This is a genomic window from Pseudomonas sp. Bout1 (genome assembly GCF_034314165.1).
Lineage (GTDB): Bacteria > Pseudomonadota > Gammaproteobacteria > Pseudomonadales > Pseudomonadaceae > Aquipseudomonas.
Map to the genome: position 1 here is coordinate 5,748,879 of NZ_JAVIWK010000001.1, position 21,992 is coordinate 5,770,870.

Sequence of the window (21,992 nt, forward strand, 5' to 3'; positions counted from 1 at the left end):
CCGGACCACCGAACGGCATCGTTGAAACAAGGAGCTTCACCATGCCGTTACTGGACTTCACTACCCTCGCTGCGCAACTGCCGGACACCTGGAAATCCACGCGCCTGGGCCACGTCGGCCCGGCGCGGATCAAGGTGCTGCGCATGGACGCGCAAGCCTACGAAGAAGAAACCCACGACTACAACGAAGGGCTGTTGGTGATCGACGGCCTTTTGCGCCTGTCGATCGGCGAGGAAGCCATCGACGTCGGCGCCGGCCAGATGTACCTGGTGCAAGCAGGCATTGCCCATGCCGTGCTTGCCGGCAGCCACGGCACGCTGGTGATCATCGATGTTTAACCGAAGCGATGAGACATTCAGTAAAAACTGAGCTTTGCAATTGCTTACAAATACCGCCAACCTGCGCCCCGCCCGACGTACGGCACGACAAAAGCCGTCGTCCACTTGTCATTACTAAACCCTTTGTTCAAGAGCCCGCTGCCATGCTGAACGGACGCGACCCACGCATCGATTTTTTTCGCGGCCTGGCGTTGATCTTCATTTTCTGGGATCACGTGCCCCACAACCCGCTCGGCCAGGTCACTCTGCGCAACTTCGGCTTCAGCGACGCGGCGGAAGTCTTCGTATTCCTGGCCGGATACGCGGCGGTGCTGGCCTACGGCAAGATCCTGCAGCGCGACGGGTATTTGGTCGCCTGCGTGAAAATCTGGCGGCGCACCTGGGTGCTGTACGTGGTGCACATCTTTTTGCTGGCGATGCTGATGGGCATCGTGTTCTTCGCCAACAGCCATGTGGAAACCCGCGACCTGGTCGAAGAGATGGGCCTGACGCACTTCGTCACCCATCCCCAGCAAGCCCTGGTGGATGAATTGCTGTTGCGCTTCAAGCCCAACCTGATGGACCCGCTGCCGCTGTACATCGTACTGCTGGGCTGCCTGCCGCTGGTGCTGCCGTTGCTGCTGCGCAAGACCTGGGCAGTGGTGGCCGTGTCGCTGGCGGTGTACCTGCTGGCACCGCACCTGGGCTGGAACCTGGCGGCGATTGCCGACGGCGTGTGGTACTTCAATCCCGTAACCTGGCAGTTGCTGTTTGTGCTGGGCGGCGCGGCGGCGATTCATGCCGGGCAACCACGTCCCATCGAGACTCGGCGCCTGCTGCGTCAGCCGTTGTTCGTCGCAGCGGCAGCGTACGCACTGGCCGCAGGGGTTCTTACGCTCTTGTGGCGTTGGCCGCATATCCACGATGCGCTGATGCCGGCGGCACTCAGTGAACTGCTCTACCCCATCAGCAAGACCGACCTGTCACCGGTGCGGCTGCTGCACTTCCTGGCACTGGCCTATGTCACCGCCAAACTGTTGCCCGGCCGCGCCTGGACGCAGAACTGGCTGGCGCAGCAAACCTGCCGCATGGGCCGCTACTCCCTCGAAGTGTTCTGCCTTGGGGTGCTGCTGGCGCCGCTGGCAGACATGATCAACGCGATCACCGGCGATGCCTTCGCCATGCAAATTTTCACCGCGTTGGTTGGCGCAGGGCTGATGGCGCTGCTCGGAGCCTGGCTGGATTTGAACAAGCGGCTCACACAACCGACACGCACCGCCACCGCCTGAAAAACAAAAAGCCCCGAAAGGGGCTTTTTGTTGAGCGCAAAAAATCAGCTCGCGGTGCTTGCCGCAGCCTGGGTCGGCTGCAACTTGAACACGTAGAACAACACCGTCAACAGCACCAGGAATGCCGGGCCGACATACAGCGCCACGCGGGTGTCCGGGAAGTACGCCATCAGGCCCACCACCAGCACCAGGAACGCCAGAGCCAGGTAGGAGCTGACCGGGTACAGCCACATGCGGTATTTGAGGCCGTCACGTTCGGCCGGGGTCAGGCCCTTGCGGAATTTGAGCTGGGCCAGGAGGATCATCAGCCAGGTCCAGATCGCACCGAAGGTGGCGATGGAGGTCACCCACACAAAGACTTTTTCCGGGACCATGTAGTTGAGCAGCACGCCCAGCAACAGCACGAAGATCGACAGCAGCAGCGCCTTGCGTGGCACGCCGTTGCTCGACGTGGTACCGAACGTGGCCGGGGCCTGGCCGTTCTGCGCCAGGCTGTAGAGCATGCGCCCGGTGCTGAAGATACCGCCGTTGCAGGACGACAGCGCCGCAGTGATCACCACGAAGTTGATGATGCCGGCGGCGGTCTTGATACCAAGACGCTCGAAGGTCATCACGAACGGGCTGCCCTGGGTGCCGATTTCGTTCCACGGGTAGATCGACAAAATCACAAACAACGCACCGACGTAGAACAGCAAAATGCGCCAGAACACCGAGCCAATGGCACTCGGGATGGTCTTTTGCGGGTTCTTCGCTTCACCGGCGGTGAGGCCGATCATCTCCACGCCCAGGTAGGCGAACATCACCATTTGCAGGGACATCAACACACCCTGCACACCGTTGGGCATAAAGCCGCCGTGAGTCCACAGGTTGGAAATGCCCAGGGCCACGCCGTCATTGCCAAAGCCGAACGCGATGATGCCGACGCCGCCGATCACCATGGCAATGATGGTGACGATCTTGATCAGGGCGAACCAGAACTCAAATTCGCCGAACGCCTTGACCGCGATCAGGTTGATGGTGCCCATGCTGACCAGCGCCGCGAGGGCCCAGATCCAGCGCGGCACATCGGGGAACCACACGCCCATGTACACGGCGACGGCGGTGATTTCTGCCACGCACGTCACCAGCCATAGGAACCAGTAGTTCCAGCCAGTGAGAAAGCCCGCCAACGGGCCGAGGTAATCCTGGGCATAGCGGCTGAACGAGCCGGCCACCGGGTTGTGCACCGCCATCTCGCCGAGGGCGCGCATGATCACCAGGATCGCCAGGCCGCCGATGATGTAGGACAGCATGATTGCCGGGCCAGCCATTTCAATGGCCTTGGCCGAGCCCAGGAACAGACCGACACCGATACAGGCGCCGAGGGCCATCAGGCGAATATGCCGTTCGCCAAGTTCGCGTTTAAGTGGGCCGCCCTGAGCGGTCTCGCCATGGGGCAGGTGATTGCCAGCGGGCATAGGGATACAACCTCGTCTTGTTATTGGATATGAGCCACCGAGTCCGGGACGTCACGGCGGGTGTGCCATGGCGTACCGTTTGCGGTTCACCTTTTGGGTAAACCGGCCTGGCCGGGCCAGATCAGCGGGGGTGCAGTATAAAAAGCTAAACCCAGGGGTTTTCACTCTATAAACGGCAAGATTCAGCGGGAACTCGCGGCAAAAGCCCCTTTAGCGGAGGTGCATTACCTGGCCAGCGCAAGAACCGTCGCCAACAAACGGCGGCGAGTATTGCACGGTAATGGTGCAGCGTCATGCCCCGACCTTTGGTGGATTGACCGTGGGGGGAGGCTCTAGAGCGGTACTTCCTGCCTGCCCCACCCCTGTGGCGAGGGAGCTTGCTCCCGCTGGGCTGCGCAGCGGCCCAAAAACCCAAGCACGCGGTTTTTCAGTTAAATCGCGGTGGGTTCAATGGGAGTGCTTCGCACTCCAGCGGGAGCAAGCTCCCTCGCCACAGTGAATGCGCGGCGATAGAAATATGTACTCAATAATTCCGGGGTCAGGGCACCTATCAGGCTGCTAGCGTCAATTCATCTGGAGCAGCAAGGAATGCAATGGAATGCCAACTCGCCCTCAATCACATCGCCTGAGAACCGGCAGATTCAGTGAGCCCGGCAGGGCTTACCTGGTAACGGCTGTCACCCACAATCGCAAACCCCTGTTTGCCGACTTTCGCCTTGGCCGTCTGTTGGTAAGAGAGTTCAGGCGCGCCCATGAGCAAAAATGGGCAAGCTCCGTAGCCTGGGTCATCATGCCTGACCACTTCCATTGGCTGGTCCAACTTGAGCAACACAGCCTGCCCCAACTGATGCAGGCGATTAAGTCCCGCAGCACAAACACGATTAACCGGGCAAGGAACAGTACAGGAGCTTTTTGGCAGAACGGCTATCACGACAGGGGAATCAGGGACGGTGAAGACTTGCGTCACGTGGCTCGGTACATTATCGCCAACCCCATCAGAGCAGGACTGGTAACACGCGCCGGTGACTACCCACTGTGGGATGCCTGTTGGCTATAAGCTGGAATAGACATCTGCGTGGCGAGGGAGCTTGCTCCCTCGCCACAGACAAACTCCCTCTCCAAAAGAAGTGACGGCATCACTGCGTCCTCACAAATTCCTCCCACTCGCCCACCACCGTCTAAGCTTCAACCAAGTCCGATCAATCTACCTAAATGGATCAATCGACTATGGGCGCTTTATGGCAAAACGCTTCGGCCAAAGCTGCGGTATCCACCGATAGCCCGGATGAACAGCCATTGCCACAAAGCCCCCCTCCCCGTCGCCGCCGTCTGTGGTGGCGGCTGTTCTGGCTGGTGCTGCTGATTGCGCTGATCGCCCTGGCCTTTGCCGCCATGCGGGAGATGCGCAGCTCCAGGCTGCAGGCCAAAACCTTCACCGGCCTGGCCTCCACCCTCACCTACCAAATGCACGCCGGCCCCAGCGATGCGCGGGTTTACCCCGGCGCCGGGCCGTTTGACAAACGCCTGGGCTACAGCGCCCTTGGCGATTTCCTGCCACGCCTGATCAAGCGTGACTACCTGATCCAGGCACAGGCACGCTTCTCCCCCGACCTGATGGCCTACGCCCAACGCGGGCTGTTCGTGCCCTACCCGGAAAAAATCCAGGCAGGCCTGAGCATCACCGATTGCCGCGCCGCGCCGCTGTATCAGTTCACTTACCCACAACAGTTCTACCCAGGTTTCGCGGCAATCCCGCCGGTGGTGGTCAACAGCCTGTTGTTTATCGAAGACCGCGACCTCCTCGACCCGAAAAACCCGCAACTCAACCCGGCCGTGGATTGGCCGCGCTTTGCCAAGGCCGCCTGGTCCCAGGTGGCGAAGCTGTTGCACCTGCCCGGCCAGACCGCAGGCGGCAGTACCCTGGCCACGCAATTGGAGAAATACCGCCACTCGCCCGACGGCCTGACCCTGTCCGGCGGCGAGAAAATCCGCCAGATGATTTCCGCCAGCGTGCGCGCCTATCAGGACGGCCCGCAAACCCTCGCCGCCCGCCAGGACATCGTGCGTGACTACCTCAACAGCGTGCCCCTGTCGGCGGTGCCCGGCCACGGTGAAGTGCACGGCATGGCCGAAGGTTTACGTGTGTGGTACGGCGCCGACTTCAACCAGACCAACGCATTGCTCAACAGCACCGACCCCAAACAGTTGCCGCAAAAAGGCCTGGCCCTGCGCGAAGTGCTGTCGCTGATGATTGCCCAGCGCCGCCCCTCTCACTACTTGTCCAAGGGCCACACGGAACTGGCAGACCTCACCGACAGCCACATCCGCCTGCTCGCACACAACAACGTGATCGACCAACCGCTGGCCAGCGCCGCCCTCGCCAGCAAGGTCACCTACCGCGACTGGCAGCAGCAGCCGACGATCCAGCCGATCGAAACCAACAAGGGCATCAGCGTCGCCCGTACCCGCCTGGCCGCCCTGCTCAACCAGCCTTTGTACGACCTCGACCGCCTCGACCTCGCCGCCACCAGCACCTTGCAAGCCGACCTGCAAAGCCAGGCCAGCGCCTACCTCAAGCACCTCGCCGACCCTGCCTTCGCCGCACAGGTCGGCATCCTTGGCCCTACGCTGCTGACGCCTGCCAGCACCGCCCAGGTCCGCTACAGCTTCAACCTCTACGAGATGACCGCGGACGGCGCCCGCGTGCGCGTGCAAACCGACAGCACCGACCAACCCTTCGACATCAACGAAGGCAGCAAGCTGGAACTGGGCTCCACCGCCAAGCTGCGCGTGATGACCACCTACCTGCAAATCGTCAGCGAACTGCACGATAAATACGGCGCGATGCCGGCCGCCGAACTGCGCAAAGTGCCGGTAGACGACCAGGACCGCATCACCCGCTGGGCCCTCGACTACCTGACCCAGAACAACGACCGCAACCTGCCCGCGATGCTCGACGCAGCCCTCAATCGCAGCTACTCGGCCAACACCAGCGAAGGTTTTTTCACCGGGGGCGGCATGCACCACTTCCATAACTTTCGCGTCCAGGACAATGGCCGCACACCCACGCTGATCGAGGCCCTGCGCGAGTCCATCAACCTGCCGTTCATACGCCTGATGCGTGACCTGGTGCGCTACAGCACTTACCACGGCGCCAACAACAGTGCCGAGTTGCTCAAGGACGACAACGACCCGCGCCGCCAGGAATACCTCGCCAGGTTTGCCGACCGCGAAGGCACCACCTTCCTGCTCAAGTTCTGGAAAAAGTACCGCAACAAGAACACCCAGGCCCGCCTCGACACCTTCCTGGACGGCATGCACCCCACTGCCATTCGCCTGGCTGCCGTGCACCGGTACTTGCTGCCCAACGCCAGCCAGGCGAGTTTCAACAGTTTCATTCGCTCGCACTTGAGCAGCATCAAAAGCACCGAAAAACTCACCGACGAGCGCCTCGACAAGCTCTACCAGAACTATGGCCCGGGCGCCTATAACCTGCCCGACCAAGGCTACATCGCCAAAGTCCACCCGCTGGATTTGTGGCTGATGGGCTACCTGCTGAACACCCCGGACGCGACCTTCACCCAGGCCACCGCCGCCAGTGAACACGAGCGCCAGGAGGTCTACAGTTGGCTGTTCAAGAGCCGCCACAAGAGCGCCCGCGACAGCCGTATCCGCACCATGCTGGAGATCGAAGCGTTCCTCGATATTCATCAGCGCTGGCAAAAAGTCGGCTACCCCTTCGATCATCTGGTGCCGTCGCTCGCCACGGCCATCGGCAGCTCCGGCGACCGCCCGGCCGCGCTGGCCGAACTGGTGGGCATCATCCTCAACGACGGCGTGCGCCAGCCCACCCTGCGCATCGACAGCCTGCAATTTGCCACTGGCACACCGTACGAAACCCGCCTGGTCAACGACCCCAATCGGGGTAAACGCGTGATGCCTGCCGAGGTCGCGACAGCCCTCAGGGGCGCGCTGTCCCAGGTGGTGGACGCAGGCACCGCGCGGCGCGTTTCCGGCAGTTTCAAGCTGGCAGATGGAACGCCGCTGGCCATGGGTGGCAAGACCGGCACTGGTGACAACCGTATCGAGGCAATTGGCGCCGGCGGGCGGATTCTCAGCTCCAAGGCGATCAACCGCACCGCAACCTTCGTGTTCTACATCGGCGACCATCACTTTGGCGCCCTGACCGCGTTTGTCCCAGGTGTCTCGGCCCAGGCGTTCAAATTCACCTCGGCGTTGCCAGTACAAGTGCTCAAGGGCATGGCGCCGATTTTGACGCCGTACCTGCAGCCGGCCAGCCACACGCTGTGCATGGCGCAATAAGCGCGAGGCTTGCACCTATCATTCCACCGTATCGGGCGGCGCCTGCGTGCCTAGACTCGAGGCTTTCTTGAGTCTCTCCAGGTTGCCCCATGCCCGATTCCAACACCCTGTCCGTCCACGCCACGCTGATGCAAGACGCCCTGCCCCCGTGGATAAAAACCACGAGCCTTGCCCGCCTTGCCAGGCTGAAAACCGTCGGCCTACCGGACCTTGCGCCCTACCCGAAGGCCAGCGCCCACCAGCACCGCCAACTCAAGGCCGCTATCGCTGAACACTGGCGCACCCAGAACATCCTGGATCAGAAATTCCATGGCCTCACCGATGTGTATGCGTTCGCCGAACCCCTGCTGAAACAGGCACTGGCGGCCTACGGCGCGCTGGATGTTCGCCAGGTGTTCCTGCGCACCTACGCCAACGCCGCCAATGCATGGTGGGTAATCGAGACGGTCAAGGGGCAGACCAACCGTACCTGCTCGCTGCTGGACGCAGCCCTGTACAACTTTGCCCGCGATGACACGTTTGTCGACTTCGCCTTCTTCGGCCCCGAAGATGCCCGTGGCCAACGGGACGTACTGAACTTCGCGCACCGCAGCACCGGCGAGCGCCTGACCGCGCACACCTTCAAGGCCCTGTGCCGCACCCTCGACCTCGGCGCCCGTTACCAGGCGCAACTGGCCGCGGTCATCGGCCTGCACACAGCCGTGGTGGCGCGGGACATGCGCCTGGCATTGATCGCCAACCTCAAGGCCGCATTGAGCGCCGCCACCCGCATGGCGCTGCTGCGTGAAGACATCGGCCAGGACGCCCACGACCAACTGCTGAACCTGATTGCCGGCCACCGCCCCAACTTCATGGGCCATCACACCCTGGCCCTGATGGACTGCCGCCTGACCGGCGTGATGCTGTTCACCGACGGGCTTGAACCTTCCGGCCGGGTGGTTGCCTGGGTGCCCGAAGACCCGCAGCACCCGGTCAAGGAATATGCCTCGCCCCTGGCGTTCGTCGAGGAGCTGACCCGCCAACTGCGGAAGCCCGGTTACCGCCAGTTTTTTATCCAGTTTGTCGACCATGAACAGCGCGGCACGTTTCTCAACGGCCTCGCCACACGCCTGAGCCGGGTCAAGTGGCACCACAAGGCCCACACCGACCCCGGTGCCACCTGGAAAGACACACCCATCGACCAGCCCAACCTGCAATTTCGTCTGTTGGAGACGCGCCAGGACACTCAAAACCGCTCGTCCCTCGCCGCAGAAAACGACCTGTGGAATTACCTGTACCGCCTCAAGCTGAACAAATTGCTCAACGACGCCCGGCAGGTCGCGGTGTCCACGGCGCAGGTCGATCGCCTGGCGCGCTGGGCGTGGTGGGACAACCTGGAAAAAATCCTCTCGGACCTGCTCAATGTGGCCCTGCTGGTGGTCACGCCATTCGTGCCGGTACTGGGCCAGTTGATGCTGGCCTACACCGCCTACCAGTTGGCAGACGAGGTGTTCGAAGGGGTCGTCGACTGGGCCGAGGGCCGGGGCGCAGAGGCGGCGCAGCAGTTGCTCGATATCGCCCAAAGCGCGGTGCAGTTTGGCCTGTTTGCCGGCGCCGGGGCCTTGGGTGACCTGGCCAGGGGCAAGCTGTCGAGTTTTGTCGAAGGCCTGAGGCCAGTGCAGCTGGACGACGGCAAGACTCGCCTGTGGAACCCCGACCTGACGCCCTACGCCCAGCCGGAGCGCCCCGGACACCTGGCCCTGGAGGGCCGCCACTACGCGCTGCGGGAGGACCCGCAAACCGGTCACCACCGGGTCGTGCACCCATCACGCCCGCAGGCCTACCAACCCCACATCAAGAGCAACGGCCACGGCGCCTGGGTACACGAGGGCGAACAACCGCGTGGTTGGGACAGTGCCACGTTGATGCGCCGGCTGGGGCCGTCGGTGGAGGGTTTGAATGCGGAGCAACAAGAACAGATCCGCCGCATCAGCGGCAGTGAAGACGGCCTGTTGCGCCGGGTTTATGTGCACCAGCAACCCCCGCCGCCACTGCTGCGTGACACCGTGCAGCGTTTCGATGCCTACGAGTACCCGCGTCGGGCCAGCGCAAAAATTCGCGCAGGCGAGCCGCTGGCGCTGGACCCATCCTCGGACTGGTTCGAACAGATGGTCACCGAACTGGCAGGCTGGCCACAGGAAAAAGCCATCGAGGTGTTCCAGCACTCGGACCTCACCGGCAGCTCCCACACTTACGGCGCCGCCAACGCCTCGCCTGCCGACACGCTGCGCCTGAGCCTGGCCGAGGTGATGTCGGGCCAGTTGCCGGAACGGGTGCTGGGGTTCCTGGACCCGCAGCAAATCGCCACGCTGCTGGGCGACGGCGTGACGCCCGACCAACAGGTGCAAGCGCTGCGCAATCAGTTGGCCGACTATGTACTCGCCCAGACCAGCCTCCCGGCCCATCAACTGCAACTGGCCCGCAGAAACGCGCAAACGCCGCACCTGTCACTGTTGCCCGAGCTGGGCACCCACACGGCAAGCACGTTGTTGGCCAGCGCCAGCGATGCCGAGCGCCTGGTGCTGGACGAACAGCTGCGCCTGCCCCTGCGCTTGCAGGAACAGGCCCGCGAACTGGCGCTGGCCGAGCGATCGGTGCGCGCCTACGAAGGGTTTTATGATGCAACGCACCTGGGCGCCGACACCGAGCAACTGTTGCTCAACACCCTCAAGCTGCACAGCGACAGCTTCGCCGACCTGCGCCTGGAGATACGCGACCTGCACCCGGGCGGCGTACTGCGCAGCCAGGTCGGACGACCCGCTGCGGCCACCCGCCGTACCCTGGTATGCAGCGCCAGCCGACACTACGAGGTCTTCGATGGCCTGGGGCGAAAACTCCATGGGCCAGCCTCACTGTACGAATCCATCCTGCGCGCCCTGCCGGAGCCCCAGCGCCACGCCCTGGGTTACCGCCCCGGCCAGGGCCACGTATTCAAGCAGTGGTTGATCGACACCCTTGAGCCCTTGGCCGAGCGGCGCAAGGCCTTGGCCGAACCACCCGAGCGCAAAGTAGCCGAGCGCGAAACCCTAACCCTGTTGGGCGGCCCGACGCTCACCCGGCTGCGAGGGACGCTTCGCCCCATCGAAGTGGAACGCGCCATGGAGACCTTGCAACGGCTGTTTGTCGGCGTGAGCGAAGAACCTGCCAGAAGCTTCATTCGGTCACTGCGCCCCCAGGATGTGCGAAACACACTCAACCAGCTTGCCCTGGAAAAAACCCAGTTGAATTCCGACCTCAATGCCTGGGTCAACGCCCCCACCCGGCACCCCAAGAGCAGCCTGCTGGCGCAACAGGAGCGCCAGCGCCGCAGAACGCTGTCGGCCCAGTTGAGTTTGTGCTGGGGTGACCGGTTCACCGAGCACACCAATGACTGGGGCCAGTTGCAAGCCGGTGCGCGACTGGACTTGAATGGGCGTCGACTGCCCGAGTCGTTACCCAACCTCAGCGCCAGTTTTGAGCATGTCACCTACTTGTCGCTGGCCAACACCCAACTTCGCCAGATTGACTCGGACTTTCTCAACATGTTCCCGATGCTGCGTTCCCTGGACCTGCATGGGAACACCCTGATGCGGCTGCCCGAGGCCGTGGGCAGAATGCGTTTTCTCAGGTACCTCAACCTAGCCCGCAACCGATTGATCCTGGACCCCGACGCCGTTCGCAGCCTGGCTACGCTCAAGCACTTGCGGGCGATGAACCTGAGCCACAACCTGCTGGTGCTTGAACCGGATATCAGCCAGATGCCCAACCTTGCCAACCTGAACTTGAGCAGCAGCCAGGTCAGCGCCTGGCCTGCCGGGTTGTTCACGCCCAGCCGCACCAACGCCCTGGAGCTCGACCTGCGGGCCACCCGCATCGACCATCTTCCCCTCGTAACGCCCGGCACTGCCGACGCCGAGCTCGTTGCCCGAACCCGCCTGGAGCGTGAACAGCTCAACGAGGAACACCGGGCCCTTTACGACCGCTATCGCCTGGCTGCGGGCATTGACCCCCACCGCAACTATCATCCCCGCGGCAGAAGCAGCCCCTGGCTTGGCGACATGCCCATGGCCGAGGCACTGATGAAGAAACTGCTATGGGACACGTTGGAGAAAGAGCAGGGTTCACAGGGGTTTTTCGAGGTGATCAAATCCCTCGAACCGCCGGCTTTCTTTGAAACCGTGAACGATGAAATCCGCTACGCACAAAACCGTGAAGCGCTGACCGATCAGGTATGGCGCCTGCTGGAGGCTACCCATGCCGACAACACGTTGCGCACGCGGCTATTTTTGATGAGCAGCTTCCCCGGTTTGTGCGCAGACGGCGGGGCACAAATCTTCAACGAAATGGGGATTGAAGTGCTCGTCAGCGAAGCCGATCGCTACAGCCTGGACCTGAACGAACGTGAGGCGCGGCTGGTGACCCTGGCCCAAGGCAGCGCCCGCCTGCATCACTTGGGGCAGGCCATCCGCAGCGACATCCGCCACCGTCTCAACCCGATGGCCGAAGGCGGGCTGGGGCTGCGCCTGCGTTCGCAGATGGTAGACGGTGTGCCCGGCACGGTGGACGAGGTGGATATCTACCTGGCCTACCAGACCGAGCTGGCCGACCGCCTGGACTTGCCGTGGCTCGCCGATCACATGCTTTACCGTGACACAGCCAACGTCAGCGCGGCACAGATCGAACAGGCTTATCACAGTGTGCAGGCCTTGAGTGAAGGAGACGGGCTGGTCAACCAGATGCTGCTGGAGCCTTACTGGGAAGGCTTTTTGCGCGACAACCACGCGCAAGAATGCCGGGCCAACGAGGTGGCGTTCGCCCAGCGCTTTTTCGAGCTGGATGAACAGCAAGAGGCCTTGGGCGAGGATGAATACAACCGCCGGCTCAATGAACTCGGCGATCAGGAAAAACAATGGCTGCGCGACCTGACCCGCCGAGCCATGGCGCGCCACGGCGAGCGGCGCAATCGCCAGCCAAACGCCGACGAATGACGCCCCAAAGCCATGAACGGGCGTGTGTCAGGGCACGCCCATCACCAGTACACCGCTGCCATTTATGGGCCCGGCGGCCGGCAGTGATCCTGCACGCTTGACCAGGGTAAACGTCACATCGTCGCCGCCTGTGCTGTTGGTGATCTGGGTGCGGAATGCCCCATTCACTCGAACGGTAGCCCCGTCACGAACAAGGGCGGTGCCCACGTCCGGATTGGACATAATCAGCAGGTCAGGGTTGAACGAAGATGGCGTGCCTTTGTAGGTAATGGTGATTGGCGTGTTAATCCCGCCGTCCGGGCAGGCGTAGGTGAGCCGGCGGTTGGCACGGATGGCCGTGGTGAGCGGGTCGGTGCCGATTGCACGCTGGTGCACATCGTTGAAGTTGATTTCGATCGGGTTGTTACCATTGATCGTGCAGGTCGATGGCGAGATGATGAAGTTGTTGGCGGCGGTGTACGTGACCGTCAGTTGCGTGGAGCCATCAGGAGGTACTGTATTGTTTGTCTGCACCATGCGCAGTACCCCAAGGCTATCCCCTGTTCGAATATCAATAGGCGTCACCGGGCTGTTGCGCATCAAAATATACGGCACGATATTGATCGGGTAAGCAACCGCGTTGTCGGGCATGGTGTTTGACCGGATACCGACGGGAACAGGCGTGTTTCGAAACACTCCGTTTATTCGTAGCCCGGTACCTTCTCGGGCGAATTTAGGGCCTGGCGTCCAGGGTGAACCGTTGCCGGTTGCCCAATAATCCTCGCCTCGCGATGGGGTCTGAGGGCCGATGGTATATCGGCATTCGAGCCTTGCCCCTTCGAGCAAAATCCGGTTTTGAGCCGTGTCCAATCGCACGGTTACGGGAACCTGCAGGTTGATAACCCCGCTACCACCTACGGTTCTCCACGCGCCACCATTCACACGGCAGTCGACGGCTTGCGCGTTCGTCGTGATGCCCGTCAGGATAAGAAGCGCAAGGGCTCCATATAGTCGTTTCATGTTGATCTCTTCCAGCCTATGAATGACGGTACGCAACTACGGGTAGTCCAGCGTAAAAATGGAGGACACCCTGTAAGCACCGTGCCCGATGGTCTGATCCCTGATGGCATTCGGTTCGCCCTGCACGTAAGCCTTGAGCTCAATCACATTGCTGCCAGTGGTCAACACCTGCTCGTCACTGACTTTATTCACCGGCAATGGCTTGTTGCTCAACGTCTCCAGGCCGAGCCCGATGCCCGAGGCACCACTGCCACTGTCCAGCGCGAACAACCCGGGCAGCTGCGGGTTTTGCGCACCGCCAAACAGGATGGTGACGGTCTCGCCAATCGTGGTGTCGCAGTCTTCCAGGTGCAGCTTGAAGCCCATGCCCACGGTGCGCGTGTTGATGTAGAGGTGCTTGCTGGTGGTGTCCCACAGCTCCAGCGTGATTGCCTCGTCGCCAGGGCGAATGGTGCACGCCTGTTCAACCAGGTTGCCCTTGAACCTGAGGTTGTCCGCCGCCTGTACCCAAGGGTTCAGGCCGACGGCAAGCAGCAATGCCAGCCCGGCACGCGCCCGGCTTTTATGAACAGCTTTATGTCGCATAGATTCGACTCCTACTGGTATTCGGCCAACAGCGTGGCCACCGCCGTGAACCGTGCGGCGGTCAGGATTGAACCTGGCCGCTTGACGGGCACCACTTCCAGGGTCGGCGGTGATGACAGGCTGATATCCAGCGGCGTGTTGAGTAGAAACGGCACGTTGTTTTGAAACAGCCGAATGCCCAATTCAGGCACGCTGGTTTGCACGGCTGCGCCGTCAAACGTGGTTGCGGTGCCGTTCACGCTCAACTTCAGCAGCCATGGCAACGTGGAAGCACCACACCGGATGGTGTAGCCAACCCCTTTGCGGTACTTCACGCCGTCGACGCGCCGGGTGCCGACATCGCCAAAATCGACTTCGATCGTGCTGCCTGAGTCAATGGTGCAGGGGGCGGTTCGTTCAGCGTGCCGTTGAACGTCAGGTTGGCCGACGCAACGCTGCAAAGGCCGATGGAACACAAGGCGAGCAACGCTCGCTGCGGCCAACATGTCATTGATCGTTCCTCTTTAGTTGCACAGGTCATTGGTACTCGATCACCAGGGTTGCGGCCGTGGCAAACACCCCCCCGGTCAGCGTGCTGCCCGTGCGCTTGACGGGCACCGCCTGCACGGCTGGAAAGTTTGGATGGGTAAATCTCACGGGCGTGTTCAGCGGCCAGTCGGCACCATTGACGAACAGCTTTACCCCGAGATCGGTCTTGGGGGTGGACAGCACGTTGCTATCAAATGAAGCACCTGCCCCCTTCAGTTCCAGGGTCATCGCGTTGCTGAACGGCGAATCGCACCTGACGGTATAAGGCACGTCCCGCCGATAGTTGATGCCGTCGATGCGTGACGTCAGGAGGTCGTTGCCAAATGGCACATTCAACGTGCTCCCACCATTAATCACACACGGTGGCGACGCGATGATCACCGCGCGGATCGTCAGGTTGGTATCCGCCTGCACACCCTGGCTGACCGCCCACAGCAGGCCTGTACCGATAAACATGGTTAACCTGGTCATTGTTTTGCCCTTACTCATAACTGAGCCTGAAATCCACCACGGCCCGAAACGCCCCACTGGTCAACGGCGCGGAGGTGCGCGTGGGCTGCACATGCCAGGTTTGAGTGCTGGCGCCCAAGGGCAAAAACACCGGCTCGCCCCTTGAGCCCAGGCGTGCGTCGCGCCCCTGGGCATCGGTCAAACGCAGGCCCATCCCGGTAATGCCTTGCACTTTGACCAACCGTGGGTCGTCGGCATCGGCGGGCGCGATAAACATCACCGACAGCACCGGCTGATGGGCGCTCCATGTCAGGTTCCCGGTTCGCTCACTCCTGATGCCGCCGGCGGTACGCTGGCAGTCCTTGAAATTCAGTTGAAATGGCCGCGAGGTCGCCTCATCGCCAGGCCGCATCAACTGGCTGGCCGATACGGCGCCCAAGTCAATGGTTTGATGCAGGGATCTCATCTCCAGACTGCACGGCATTTCATGCATGGACCCGCGAATATTCAGCATCCCCACCATGCCCTCGACATCCTCGTCGTCTGCGGCGTGCGCCTGCCCCATCAAGGCCAGTAACAGACCGCCCAAGACCTTCACTGTGTGCAACTTCATGACGTTCTCCGGCAGCGAGCCTTACTGAGTGGGCGCTGATGCTTGCGCATTCACTTGGCACGTCTGGCCATTGCAGGTGAAGGCCAGCACCGGGCGTCCGCCGTAGTCATTCACGTAGGACAAATACGGGGTGGCGCCAAGCTCTTTGGCACTGGGGCCCAGGGCCAGCGTGCCTTTGGGAGGGACCATCAGCGGCTCGAAGCCCGCGAGGGTCTTGCCGTCCCTGCTGCTGCGCGCATCCACCAGGGTCACGTAGTAAGGCGTCGGGTTATTCACCCGGTAACGCTCGCCTTCGCGGGTCAGGGTCAGCTTTTCCTGCCAGGGGTTGGACAGGTCTTGCTGGGTGGGCGTAATGGCTTGCGGGCGGTAAAACAATTTGATCCGGGTTTGCAGCGCAATTTGCAGGGTGTTGGCCTTGTCGCTGCGCGGCGGAATTTCCCGCAAGTTGAAGTAGTAGACCGTCTCTCGGTCTTGGGGCAGCAACTTGGCCGCCGGCAGTGCCTGAACTTTCACCTGGCTTTGCTTGCCAGGCTCCAGGCGTTGAACCGGCGGCAGCACGATCAACGGCGTGGTGACTTTTTTGCCCTGTTCATCCTCGATCCAGCCCTGGGCCAGATACGGTAGCTGGGGGTTGTTGTTGGTGATGTTCACGCTGGTGGCGTCTTTGCCGCCATCAAAAATCACGCGGGTACGGTCCAGGCCAACCGCGGCATTGGCACTCTGGCTCAAGCCCAGTAGCAGCAGCGTGAAGGCCTGACAGGTGAGGGGTTTGTTCAGCTTCATGAGGGTGTGTTCTCCTTATCGTTACCCTTGCCGGTCAGCGATGCCGGCTCGGGCGAAGATTGATCGTTGGCTACCCGTTGGCAGCCCAGTTGCAGAGCATCGACCAGGCCATCTGCCGGCAAAATGACAGGAAGCGTGAGGATGCAACGCTGGCTTTCGCCCCAGCTCACGATCATCTGTTCGCCGGCCTGAATGCCGCTGAGGTAGACGTCCCCGCCATCGTTCACAACCCCGGTGTCCTGCCGTTTCAGGTTCTTCACCGTTGCGCCGAAGGGCGGCGCACTGCCATCCGGCAAGCGCAGGACAGCCATGGCTTTCTTGCCGGAAATCACTTCCAGCGTCCGGTAACCGATAGCCCCTTCGGTGAGGGTCAGTTGGGTCACTGATTGAGTGGCTTCGACATCATTGGGCAAGTTCTCCAGATCGACACTGGCGGCCGTACGCTGATAGCTATTGATATCGGCGATCACCGCCTTGCCGAGGGCGTTACTGCGCGTTGCTGTGCCGTAACCGCGTACAGGCACATCAGCCACACCACCGGTATCGACCATCAAGCGGGTGCCACCGCTACTGTTGGTGCGATGCAGTGCCGCACCGTAAGGCGTGAGCGTGCCGCCGCCGCGAACAGATGCACTGAGGGTTCGGTTGTTACTTTGCTGGGTCGCGCTCAGGTCGATGTCGGCCTGGTCACCGATATGACTCAGATAGCCGCTGGCCGAGTTGTCGCTGCCACTGAGTTGGTAGCTGTTTCGCTCATTGAGGCGATCGTTGTAGCGCGTTGTAAAACCGTTGCTGCCTGATGTGCGGTTGGCATCCATTGAAAGGGTGCCGCTAGGCCCCAACGGCAAACTGACCGTCAACGCCATGCCGTTATCCTTATATTGGTATTCCTGAGTACGGTATAAGTTAAGGGACAGGCTCATGTTCTTCACGGCACCCATATTAAAATAGCGTGACGCAGACAGGTTCCAACGCTGAGTGTCGGGCCGGCTCCAATAAGTTTGTTTGTTGTAACTGGCATAGACGGTGGCGCCCACGTCACGGAACTGCTTGTTCACGGTGACCGTATACAATGCCTTGTTGCCGCCAATCGGCCGCCAATGTTCAATAAACTCGCCATTCTGGTCGTAGACGCCACGCCCGCCGAGTTCGTTATTCATCCCGTAATGACGAGCATCCAGGTACTCACTCATGCTCAAGTAATTCTTCTCGGAGAACCGATAACCGGCGAACGTTACCTGGCTGTCGTACTGTTCAAAGTTCTTCGAATATTGAAGACGGTACGACTTACCCGAGAGCGTCTCGCCCCATATAGCGGCGTGCGACTGTGTAACGTCCAGCGACATGGCGCCAAACGCCAGCAAATCTCGGCCCACCCCGACAGACAGCGCACGGTAGTTGTTATCGGTGATAGCGCCACCCAACAACGACCAGCCATTGCTGATCCCCCAGGAAAATTCGCCCGCACCAAAAAAGGCACCGTCTTCGTGGTACTGAAGGCTGGACGGCCGCCCGGCGGACAGTTTGTAACGAACATGCCCAGGCCGCGTCAGGTAGGGAACACCTGCGGTATCGAGCTGGAATTTCTGCACCGAACCGTCCTGCTCCTCAACCCGTACATCCAGCCTGCCGGATACCGCGTCATTCAGGTCCTGGATACGAAAAGGCCCGGCCGCGACCAGCGTTTCATACAGCACACGCCCCTGCTGGCTGATGATGACTTTTGCATTGGTCTTGGCCACCCCGACCACCTCCGGCGCGTAGCCCCGCAGATTAGGTGGCAACTGGCTTTCGTCTGACTTGAGGGCGGCACCGGTAAAGCGAAAGCTGTCAAACAGGTCTGAATACAGGTAGTCCTCACCCACCGCCAAACGCGCCTTGAGCGCGGGAAGGGCGCGATAAGCGTAGTAACGGCTCCACTCCAGTTTCTGCCGGTTGGCGCCCGCTTCGCGGTCTTTTTCGACACGCCCCTGCCAATCTGCCCTCAGCCGCCACGCCCCGGCATTGGCCCCCACGGTTCCATTACCGGTGAGGTCATTACGGGTACCGTCATGCCGTCGGTAACTGGACTGCGCCGTCATGTTGTAGTCAACCAGCAGCCCCGGCACCCCTTCGTCCCAACGCGAGGGCGGGTCCCAATTGATGGCGCTGTATTCCAGGTAGGCCTGGGGCAGATTGATGTCCAGGCTTGCGGTGGCCAGGTCGGCACTGACCTCCATGCCGGGCAAGCTGTCCACATTCAAGCACTGCCCGCCCTTCCACCACTTGAGAGTGTCGGCGCTGGACGCCTTGAGGCCCAACTGCTCCACCAGTTCGCGCGATAAACAGGGCGCACTTCCCTTGGGATCATTATCGGGGGGATAGAACCCCACAGACTGTTCAGCAACAGGCTGGGTATTCAGTTGGACAACCATCGAGTAGTTGCCAGGAAGAATAAACCCACTGCGCGCAAACCGAGACAAGTCAATATTGGAGCGATCAACCAGGTCGAGCACATCGGTATTAAACTCGATATCCCCGGCGCCCAATGCAGGGCCGGCCAGTAATATCAACCCGCCGAAAAGGCTGGGGCGCAGCGTATTGATGACTTTCGAGGTATTCAACATGCAAGCAACTCAATCTTCAAAAGTATTCCAACTTGAACCGCACTGCTGCACGGTGCCCCCCGCCAATAGCGGCACTCCGTTACCGACCAGGCGAAGCCTGTAGTGAAGGGTCATGTCCCCATCCACCAGCGGGTATAACGCCATCGGCTGCCCCGGCACGCTCACCTGCCCGGCGACATCCTCGATATGGAAGGCAACCCCCTGGGAGTTGCCAAACGCCGCAAAGGTGCGGCCGCCCATGTCGGTAGGCCCCTCGAACGTCACGCGCAGATGCTCCCAATCAGGCAGCGTCTCGCCGGGGCGCAGCGGGTCGGGACGCGTCACCGTGCAGTTGACCAGGCGCAACTCAAAGGGCTGCATCTGCCCCACCCCCTCCCGCAGGAGCCGCCCAATGGGTTCGGGATTCATCTCGATGGTTTGATCGACAGTGGCCGCTTCCAGCCCGCAGGCCGAGTCAATGACCTGCCCTCCCAGCGTGACAACCCCGTCACCCTGGGCAGGCCCCTGTGCGACCGCGCAGGGGCTGATGAACATCGTTAATGAAGAGGCGACAGCGAGACTCATGAATGTTTTCACCTTTACCTCCCACCCGTTCTCCCCCGCCACCCGAGGTGGCGGGGGAAAAACTTATTGATAAGCCAAGGTGAAATTGGTGATAGCGCTGAACCCACCGGGAACGATGTCGCCGGTGGCCTGGCCCTGTACGTAGGCGCCAAACTCCAGTGTGTTATTACCGGCGACAATGGCTTGCGGGTTAGTAGCCACGCCCAACTGAACAGGGCGCCCGCCATGGGTCATCATGATGCCCACGCCGCCCGCGCCACCCACGGTGCCGATCGCACCAGGAACGACGGTGGAAGGTGCGCCGGTGAAGGTGGTAGTGACCGTGTTATCGGTGAGGCCGGACAGGTCGCAGCCTTCCAGTTCGATTCGCACGGGCCGGGCTACAGAACGGCCACCCGATTGCAGTTGATGCTTGGCGATAGCACCAAGGGGAACGGTCTGATCTACCGATTCAGGTTTGATAGAGCAAGCCCCCGAGTGCACCGAACCGGTAAACGTAATCGTCCCATCCGCCGCCTGGGCAACAGAAGACATCACACCCGCCAACAGGCCGACAGTTAACAGCGCAGTTTTCACTTTAGATTTCATTTGCAGACGCTCACATATATTGAAGATCACAACGGAATCCTGCCGCATCGGCGCAGGACTTATTAAATGCTTGAACAGTTTCCCGACAGCAGCCAAGCAGTTGGTTTTTTCCAATTACTTGTATTGCATTGATCGAATCGTTCGAAGCGGGGGCAATTATCCGTTGCAACTTTGAATAAGAAAGCCGGCCAATTCGCTGAGTTGCGTAGCCTGGTCACACCAAGACACATGGGAAAAATATGGCGCTTTGCCAAAACTTTAAACTTGACTGTAAGAACTGGACTACATCGCCACAAATGAGAATGTTTTATCTAAGGCTTAGTCCGTAAGAATAGGATTACAACCTTTTAAAAACAACAGCATTCATTGAGTTTTAGCAACTAACACATTGAAGAATATGTCGAGCGGGTTTACATGGGCATGAACCGACCGGGCGGCCGCCGGGTGCGCGACCGTTCGTCCGGCGGGGTTGTCTGGTCTTAAGATATATCTTAAGTTGTATCTAAACCAAACAAGAGCACCCTGAAATGAGAGACCATCATTCCCACCGAGACCACGGTGACAGCCGCGACGGCTTCGAAAAACGCACTGGCCGCGAGCGCGGCGGCCGCGGCCCAAGGGTCTTCGCGCCGGGCGACCTGAAGCTGCTGCTGCCGGCGCTGATCGCCGAACAGCCCTGCCATGGTTATGACCTGATCCGCCAGATCGAAGCGCTGTTCGATGGCGCCTACAGCCCAAGCCCCGGCGTGATCTACCCCACGCTGACCTTTCTGGAAGAAAGCGAATTGATCACCGGCGACGCCGAGGGTGGAAAAAACGCTACACAATTACCGACGCCGGTCGTCTCTTCTTAAGCGAACAGGCGGTTGCCCTCGAAGGCATCCGCCTGCGCATGGATGTGAGCAAACGTTCGCTGCGCGGCCAGGACCGCCCACCGCAAATCCACGAGGCCGTGCATAACCTGCGCCACGCCTTGCATTCACACCACGGGCGCTGGAGCCCGGAAGAAATCGTTCGTGTCGCGGCGCTGCTCAACAGCACCGCCCAAGCCATTGCCGACGGGAAAGCTCAATGAATACCCAAGCCATTCACCGCGTGACCCACGAAATCAAACGCCGCCGCCTCGAAGTGCTGCGCGTGGTCGACATCACCCCGCGCATGCGCCGCATCACCCTGGGCGGGCCGGAGCTGGCGGGCTTTATCAGCCTGGGCAGTGACGATCACATCAAGCTGTTGTTCGCGCAGAACGCCGCCGAGCAAGCGGCGCTGGACAGCCCCGACTTCAACCTGCGCGGCGAAGGCCCGCAACCTGCGATGCGCGACTACACCCCGCGCCGGTACGACCTGGACATCGGCGAGTTGGACATCGACTTCGTGCTGCACGGCGATGGCCCTGCCTCCACCTGGGCCGCGCAAGCCAAGGTCGGCCAGCACCTGCACATCGGCGGGCCACGTGGCTCGATGATCGTGCCGGATATCTTCGACAGCTACCTGTTGATTGGTGACGAAACCGCGATTCCGGCCATCGCCCGGCGCCTGGACGAACTGCCGGCGGGGCGTAAGGTGTTGGCGGTGATCGAGATCGAAAATGCGGCAGAACAACAGCCACTGCACAGCGCTGCCGACGTTGAAGTGACGTGGGTGGTACGGGGCCAGGATGACCTGCTCGAGACGGTGCAGAACCTGACGCTGCCGGGCGGTTCGCTGTACAGCTTTGTCGCCACCGAGAGCAAACTGTCGCGCCAGGTGCGGCGGGTGTTGCTGGACACACACAAGGTCGATGAGGCATTCCTCAAGGCCGTGGGTTACTGGCAACAGTGATCCCCGTAGGAGCGAGCTTGCTCGCGAAGAACCTGAGAGCGCCGCGTTAAACCAGACACACTG

The 21,992-nt window shown here is 61.2% G+C and carries 14 protein-coding genes and 3 pseudogenes; 7 read left to right on the forward strand and 10 right to left on the reverse strand.

Going from position 1 to position 21,992, the window contains the following annotated elements; genetic code table 11:
• Positions 1-41 precede the first annotated feature (41 nt).
• Entirely contained in the window at positions 42-338 is a 297-nt protein-coding gene (locus RGV33_RS26630) for a cupin domain-containing protein (protein WP_322147239.1), read from the forward strand.
• Between the two features lie 143 nt (positions 339-481).
• On the forward strand, positions 482-1,606 hold the full coding sequence (locus RGV33_RS26635; protein WP_322147240.1) for an OpgC domain-containing protein: 1,125 nt from the start codon (positions 482-484) through the stop codon (positions 1,604-1,606).
• 44 nt (positions 1,607-1,650) lie between these two features.
• Here the strand turns inward: RGV33_RS26635 and RGV33_RS26640 are convergent, their stop codons facing one another.
• On the reverse strand, positions 1,651-3,063 hold the full coding sequence (locus tag RGV33_RS26640) for an amino acid permease (RefSeq protein WP_322147241.1): 1,413 nt from the start codon (positions 3,061-3,063) through the stop codon (positions 1,651-1,653).
• A gap of 598 nt (positions 3,064-3,661) precedes the next feature.
• Between RGV33_RS26640 and RGV33_RS26645 the strand changes: the two genes are divergently transcribed.
• The 3 genes from RGV33_RS26645 (at position 3,662) to RGV33_RS26655 (ending at position 12,392) form a co-directional block, all read left to right on the forward strand.
• Positions 3,662-4,120, forward strand: a complete 459-nt coding sequence (locus RGV33_RS26645) for an REP-associated tyrosine transposase (protein WP_322147242.1) — start codon at positions 3,662-3,664, stop codon at positions 4,118-4,120.
• A 170-nt stretch (positions 4,121-4,290) separates the two neighbouring features.
• The gene (locus RGV33_RS26650; RefSeq protein WP_322147243.1) at positions 4,291-7,386 is read left to right on the forward strand and encodes a transglycosylase domain-containing protein; all 3,096 of its coding nucleotides are present in this window, start codon (positions 4,291-4,293) and stop codon (positions 7,384-7,386) included.
• An 89-nt stretch (positions 7,387-7,475) separates the two neighbouring features.
• Positions 7,476-12,392 carry an NEL-type E3 ubiquitin ligase domain-containing protein gene (locus tag RGV33_RS26655; RefSeq protein ID WP_322147244.1) on the forward strand — a complete coding sequence of 1,639 codons (4,917 nt, stop codon included), beginning with the start codon at positions 7,476-7,478 and terminating at the stop codon, positions 12,390-12,392.
• 27 nt (positions 12,393-12,419) lie between these two features.
• Here RGV33_RS26655 and RGV33_RS26660 read toward each other — a convergent pair whose 3' ends face one another.
• From RGV33_RS26660 to RGV33_RS26700, 9 genes and pseudogenes are all read right to left on the reverse strand, one after another.
• Entirely contained in the window at positions 12,420-13,391 is a 972-nt protein-coding gene (locus RGV33_RS26660; protein WP_322147246.1) for a fimbrial protein, read from the reverse strand.
• A gap of 36 nt (positions 13,392-13,427) precedes the next feature.
• On the reverse strand, positions 13,428-13,976 hold the full coding sequence (locus RGV33_RS26665) for a fimbrial protein (RefSeq protein WP_322147248.1): 549 nt from the start codon (positions 13,974-13,976) through the stop codon (positions 13,428-13,430).
• 11 nt (positions 13,977-13,987) lie between these two features.
• A pseudogene (locus RGV33_RS26670) lies at positions 13,988-14,466 on the reverse strand (fimbrial protein).
• Positions 14,467-14,492: 26 nt separating this feature from the next.
• The gene (locus RGV33_RS26675) at positions 14,493-14,993 is read right to left on the reverse strand and encodes a fimbrial protein (protein WP_416152086.1); all 501 of its coding nucleotides are present in this window, start codon (positions 14,991-14,993) and stop codon (positions 14,493-14,495) included.
• Positions 14,986-15,567 (reverse strand): fimbrial protein, encoded by a 582-nt coding sequence (locus tag RGV33_RS26680; RefSeq protein WP_322147249.1) that lies wholly within the window; start codon positions 15,565-15,567, stop codon positions 14,986-14,988. The genes RGV33_RS26675 and RGV33_RS26680 overlap by 8 nt, the downstream gene beginning before the upstream one ends.
• Before the next feature lie 21 nt (positions 15,568-15,588).
• Positions 15,589-16,350, reverse strand: coding sequence for a fimbria/pilus periplasmic chaperone (locus RGV33_RS26685; protein ID WP_322147250.1), 762 nt, complete (start codon positions 16,348-16,350; stop codon positions 15,589-15,591).
• Positions 16,347-18,956 carry an outer membrane usher protein gene (locus RGV33_RS26690; protein WP_322147251.1) on the reverse strand — a complete coding sequence of 870 codons (2,610 nt, stop codon included), beginning with the start codon at positions 18,954-18,956 and terminating at the stop codon, positions 16,347-16,349. Before RGV33_RS26690 ends, RGV33_RS26685 begins: the two co-directional genes overlap by 4 nt.
• A gap of 16 nt (positions 18,957-18,972) precedes the next feature.
• Positions 18,973-19,532, reverse strand: a pseudogene (locus RGV33_RS26695) (fimbrial protein).
• Positions 19,533-19,583: 51 nt separating this feature from the next.
• Positions 19,584-20,108: a fimbrial protein gene (locus tag RGV33_RS26700; RefSeq protein WP_322147252.1), complete on the reverse strand. Its 525-nt coding sequence runs from the start codon at positions 20,106-20,108 to the stop codon at positions 19,584-19,586.
• Positions 20,109-20,635: 527 nt separating this feature from the next.
• Here RGV33_RS26700 and RGV33_RS26705 point away from each other — a divergent pair.
• Both RGV33_RS26705 and RGV33_RS26710 read left to right on the forward strand, forming a co-directional pair.
• Positions 20,636-21,183: pseudogene (locus tag RGV33_RS26705) on the forward strand (PadR family transcriptional regulator).
• Entirely contained in the window at positions 21,180-21,929 is a 750-nt protein-coding gene (locus RGV33_RS26710; RefSeq protein WP_322147253.1) for a siderophore-interacting protein, read from the forward strand. Before RGV33_RS26705 ends, RGV33_RS26710 begins: the two are co-directional and overlap by 4 nt.
• The last annotated feature ends 63 nt before the right edge of the window (positions 21,930-21,992 follow it).

Excerpts from the sequence above, each read along its gene's own strand:
- RGV33_RS26630 (WP_322147239.1), top strand. The coding sequence starts at position 42 with ATGCCGTTACTGGACTTCACTACCCTCGCTGCGCAACTGCCGGACACC.
- RGV33_RS26635 (WP_322147240.1), top strand. The coding sequence starts at position 482 with ATGCTGAACGGACGCGACCCACGCATCGATTTTTTTCGCGGCCTGGCG.
- RGV33_RS26640 (WP_322147241.1), bottom strand. The coding sequence starts at position 3,063 with ATGCCCGCTGGCAATCACCTGCCCCATGGCGAGACCGCTCAGGGCGGC.
- RGV33_RS26645 (WP_322147242.1), top strand. The coding sequence starts at position 3,662 with ATGCCAACTCGCCCTCAATCACATCGCCTGAGAACCGGCAGATTCAGT.
- RGV33_RS26650 (WP_322147243.1), top strand. The coding sequence starts at position 4,291 with ATGGGCGCTTTATGGCAAAACGCTTCGGCCAAAGCTGCGGTATCCACC.
- RGV33_RS26655 (WP_322147244.1), top strand. The coding sequence starts at position 7,476 with ATGCCCGATTCCAACACCCTGTCCGTCCACGCCACGCTGATGCAAGAC.
- RGV33_RS26660 (WP_322147246.1), bottom strand. The coding sequence starts at position 13,391 with ATGAAACGACTATATGGAGCCCTTGCGCTTCTTATCCTGACGGGCATC.
- RGV33_RS26665 (WP_322147248.1), bottom strand. The coding sequence starts at position 13,976 with ATGCGACATAAAGCTGTTCATAAAAGCCGGGCGCGTGCCGGGCTGGCA.
- RGV33_RS26675 (WP_416152086.1), bottom strand. The coding sequence starts at position 14,993 with ATGAGTAAGGGCAAAACAATGACCAGGTTAACCATGTTTATCGGTACA.
- RGV33_RS26680 (WP_322147249.1), bottom strand. The coding sequence starts at position 15,567 with ATGAAGTTGCACACAGTGAAGGTCTTGGGCGGTCTGTTACTGGCCTTG.
- RGV33_RS26685 (WP_322147250.1), bottom strand. The coding sequence starts at position 16,350 with ATGAAGCTGAACAAACCCCTCACCTGTCAGGCCTTCACGCTGCTGCTA.
- RGV33_RS26690 (WP_322147251.1), bottom strand. The coding sequence starts at position 18,956 with ATGTTGAATACCTCGAAAGTCATCAATACGCTGCGCCCCAGCCTTTTC.
- RGV33_RS26700 (WP_322147252.1), bottom strand. The coding sequence starts at position 20,108 with ATGAAATCTAAAGTGAAAACTGCGCTGTTAACTGTCGGCCTGTTGGCG.
- RGV33_RS26710 (WP_322147253.1), top strand. The coding sequence starts at position 21,180 with ATGAATACCCAAGCCATTCACCGCGTGACCCACGAAATCAAACGCCGC.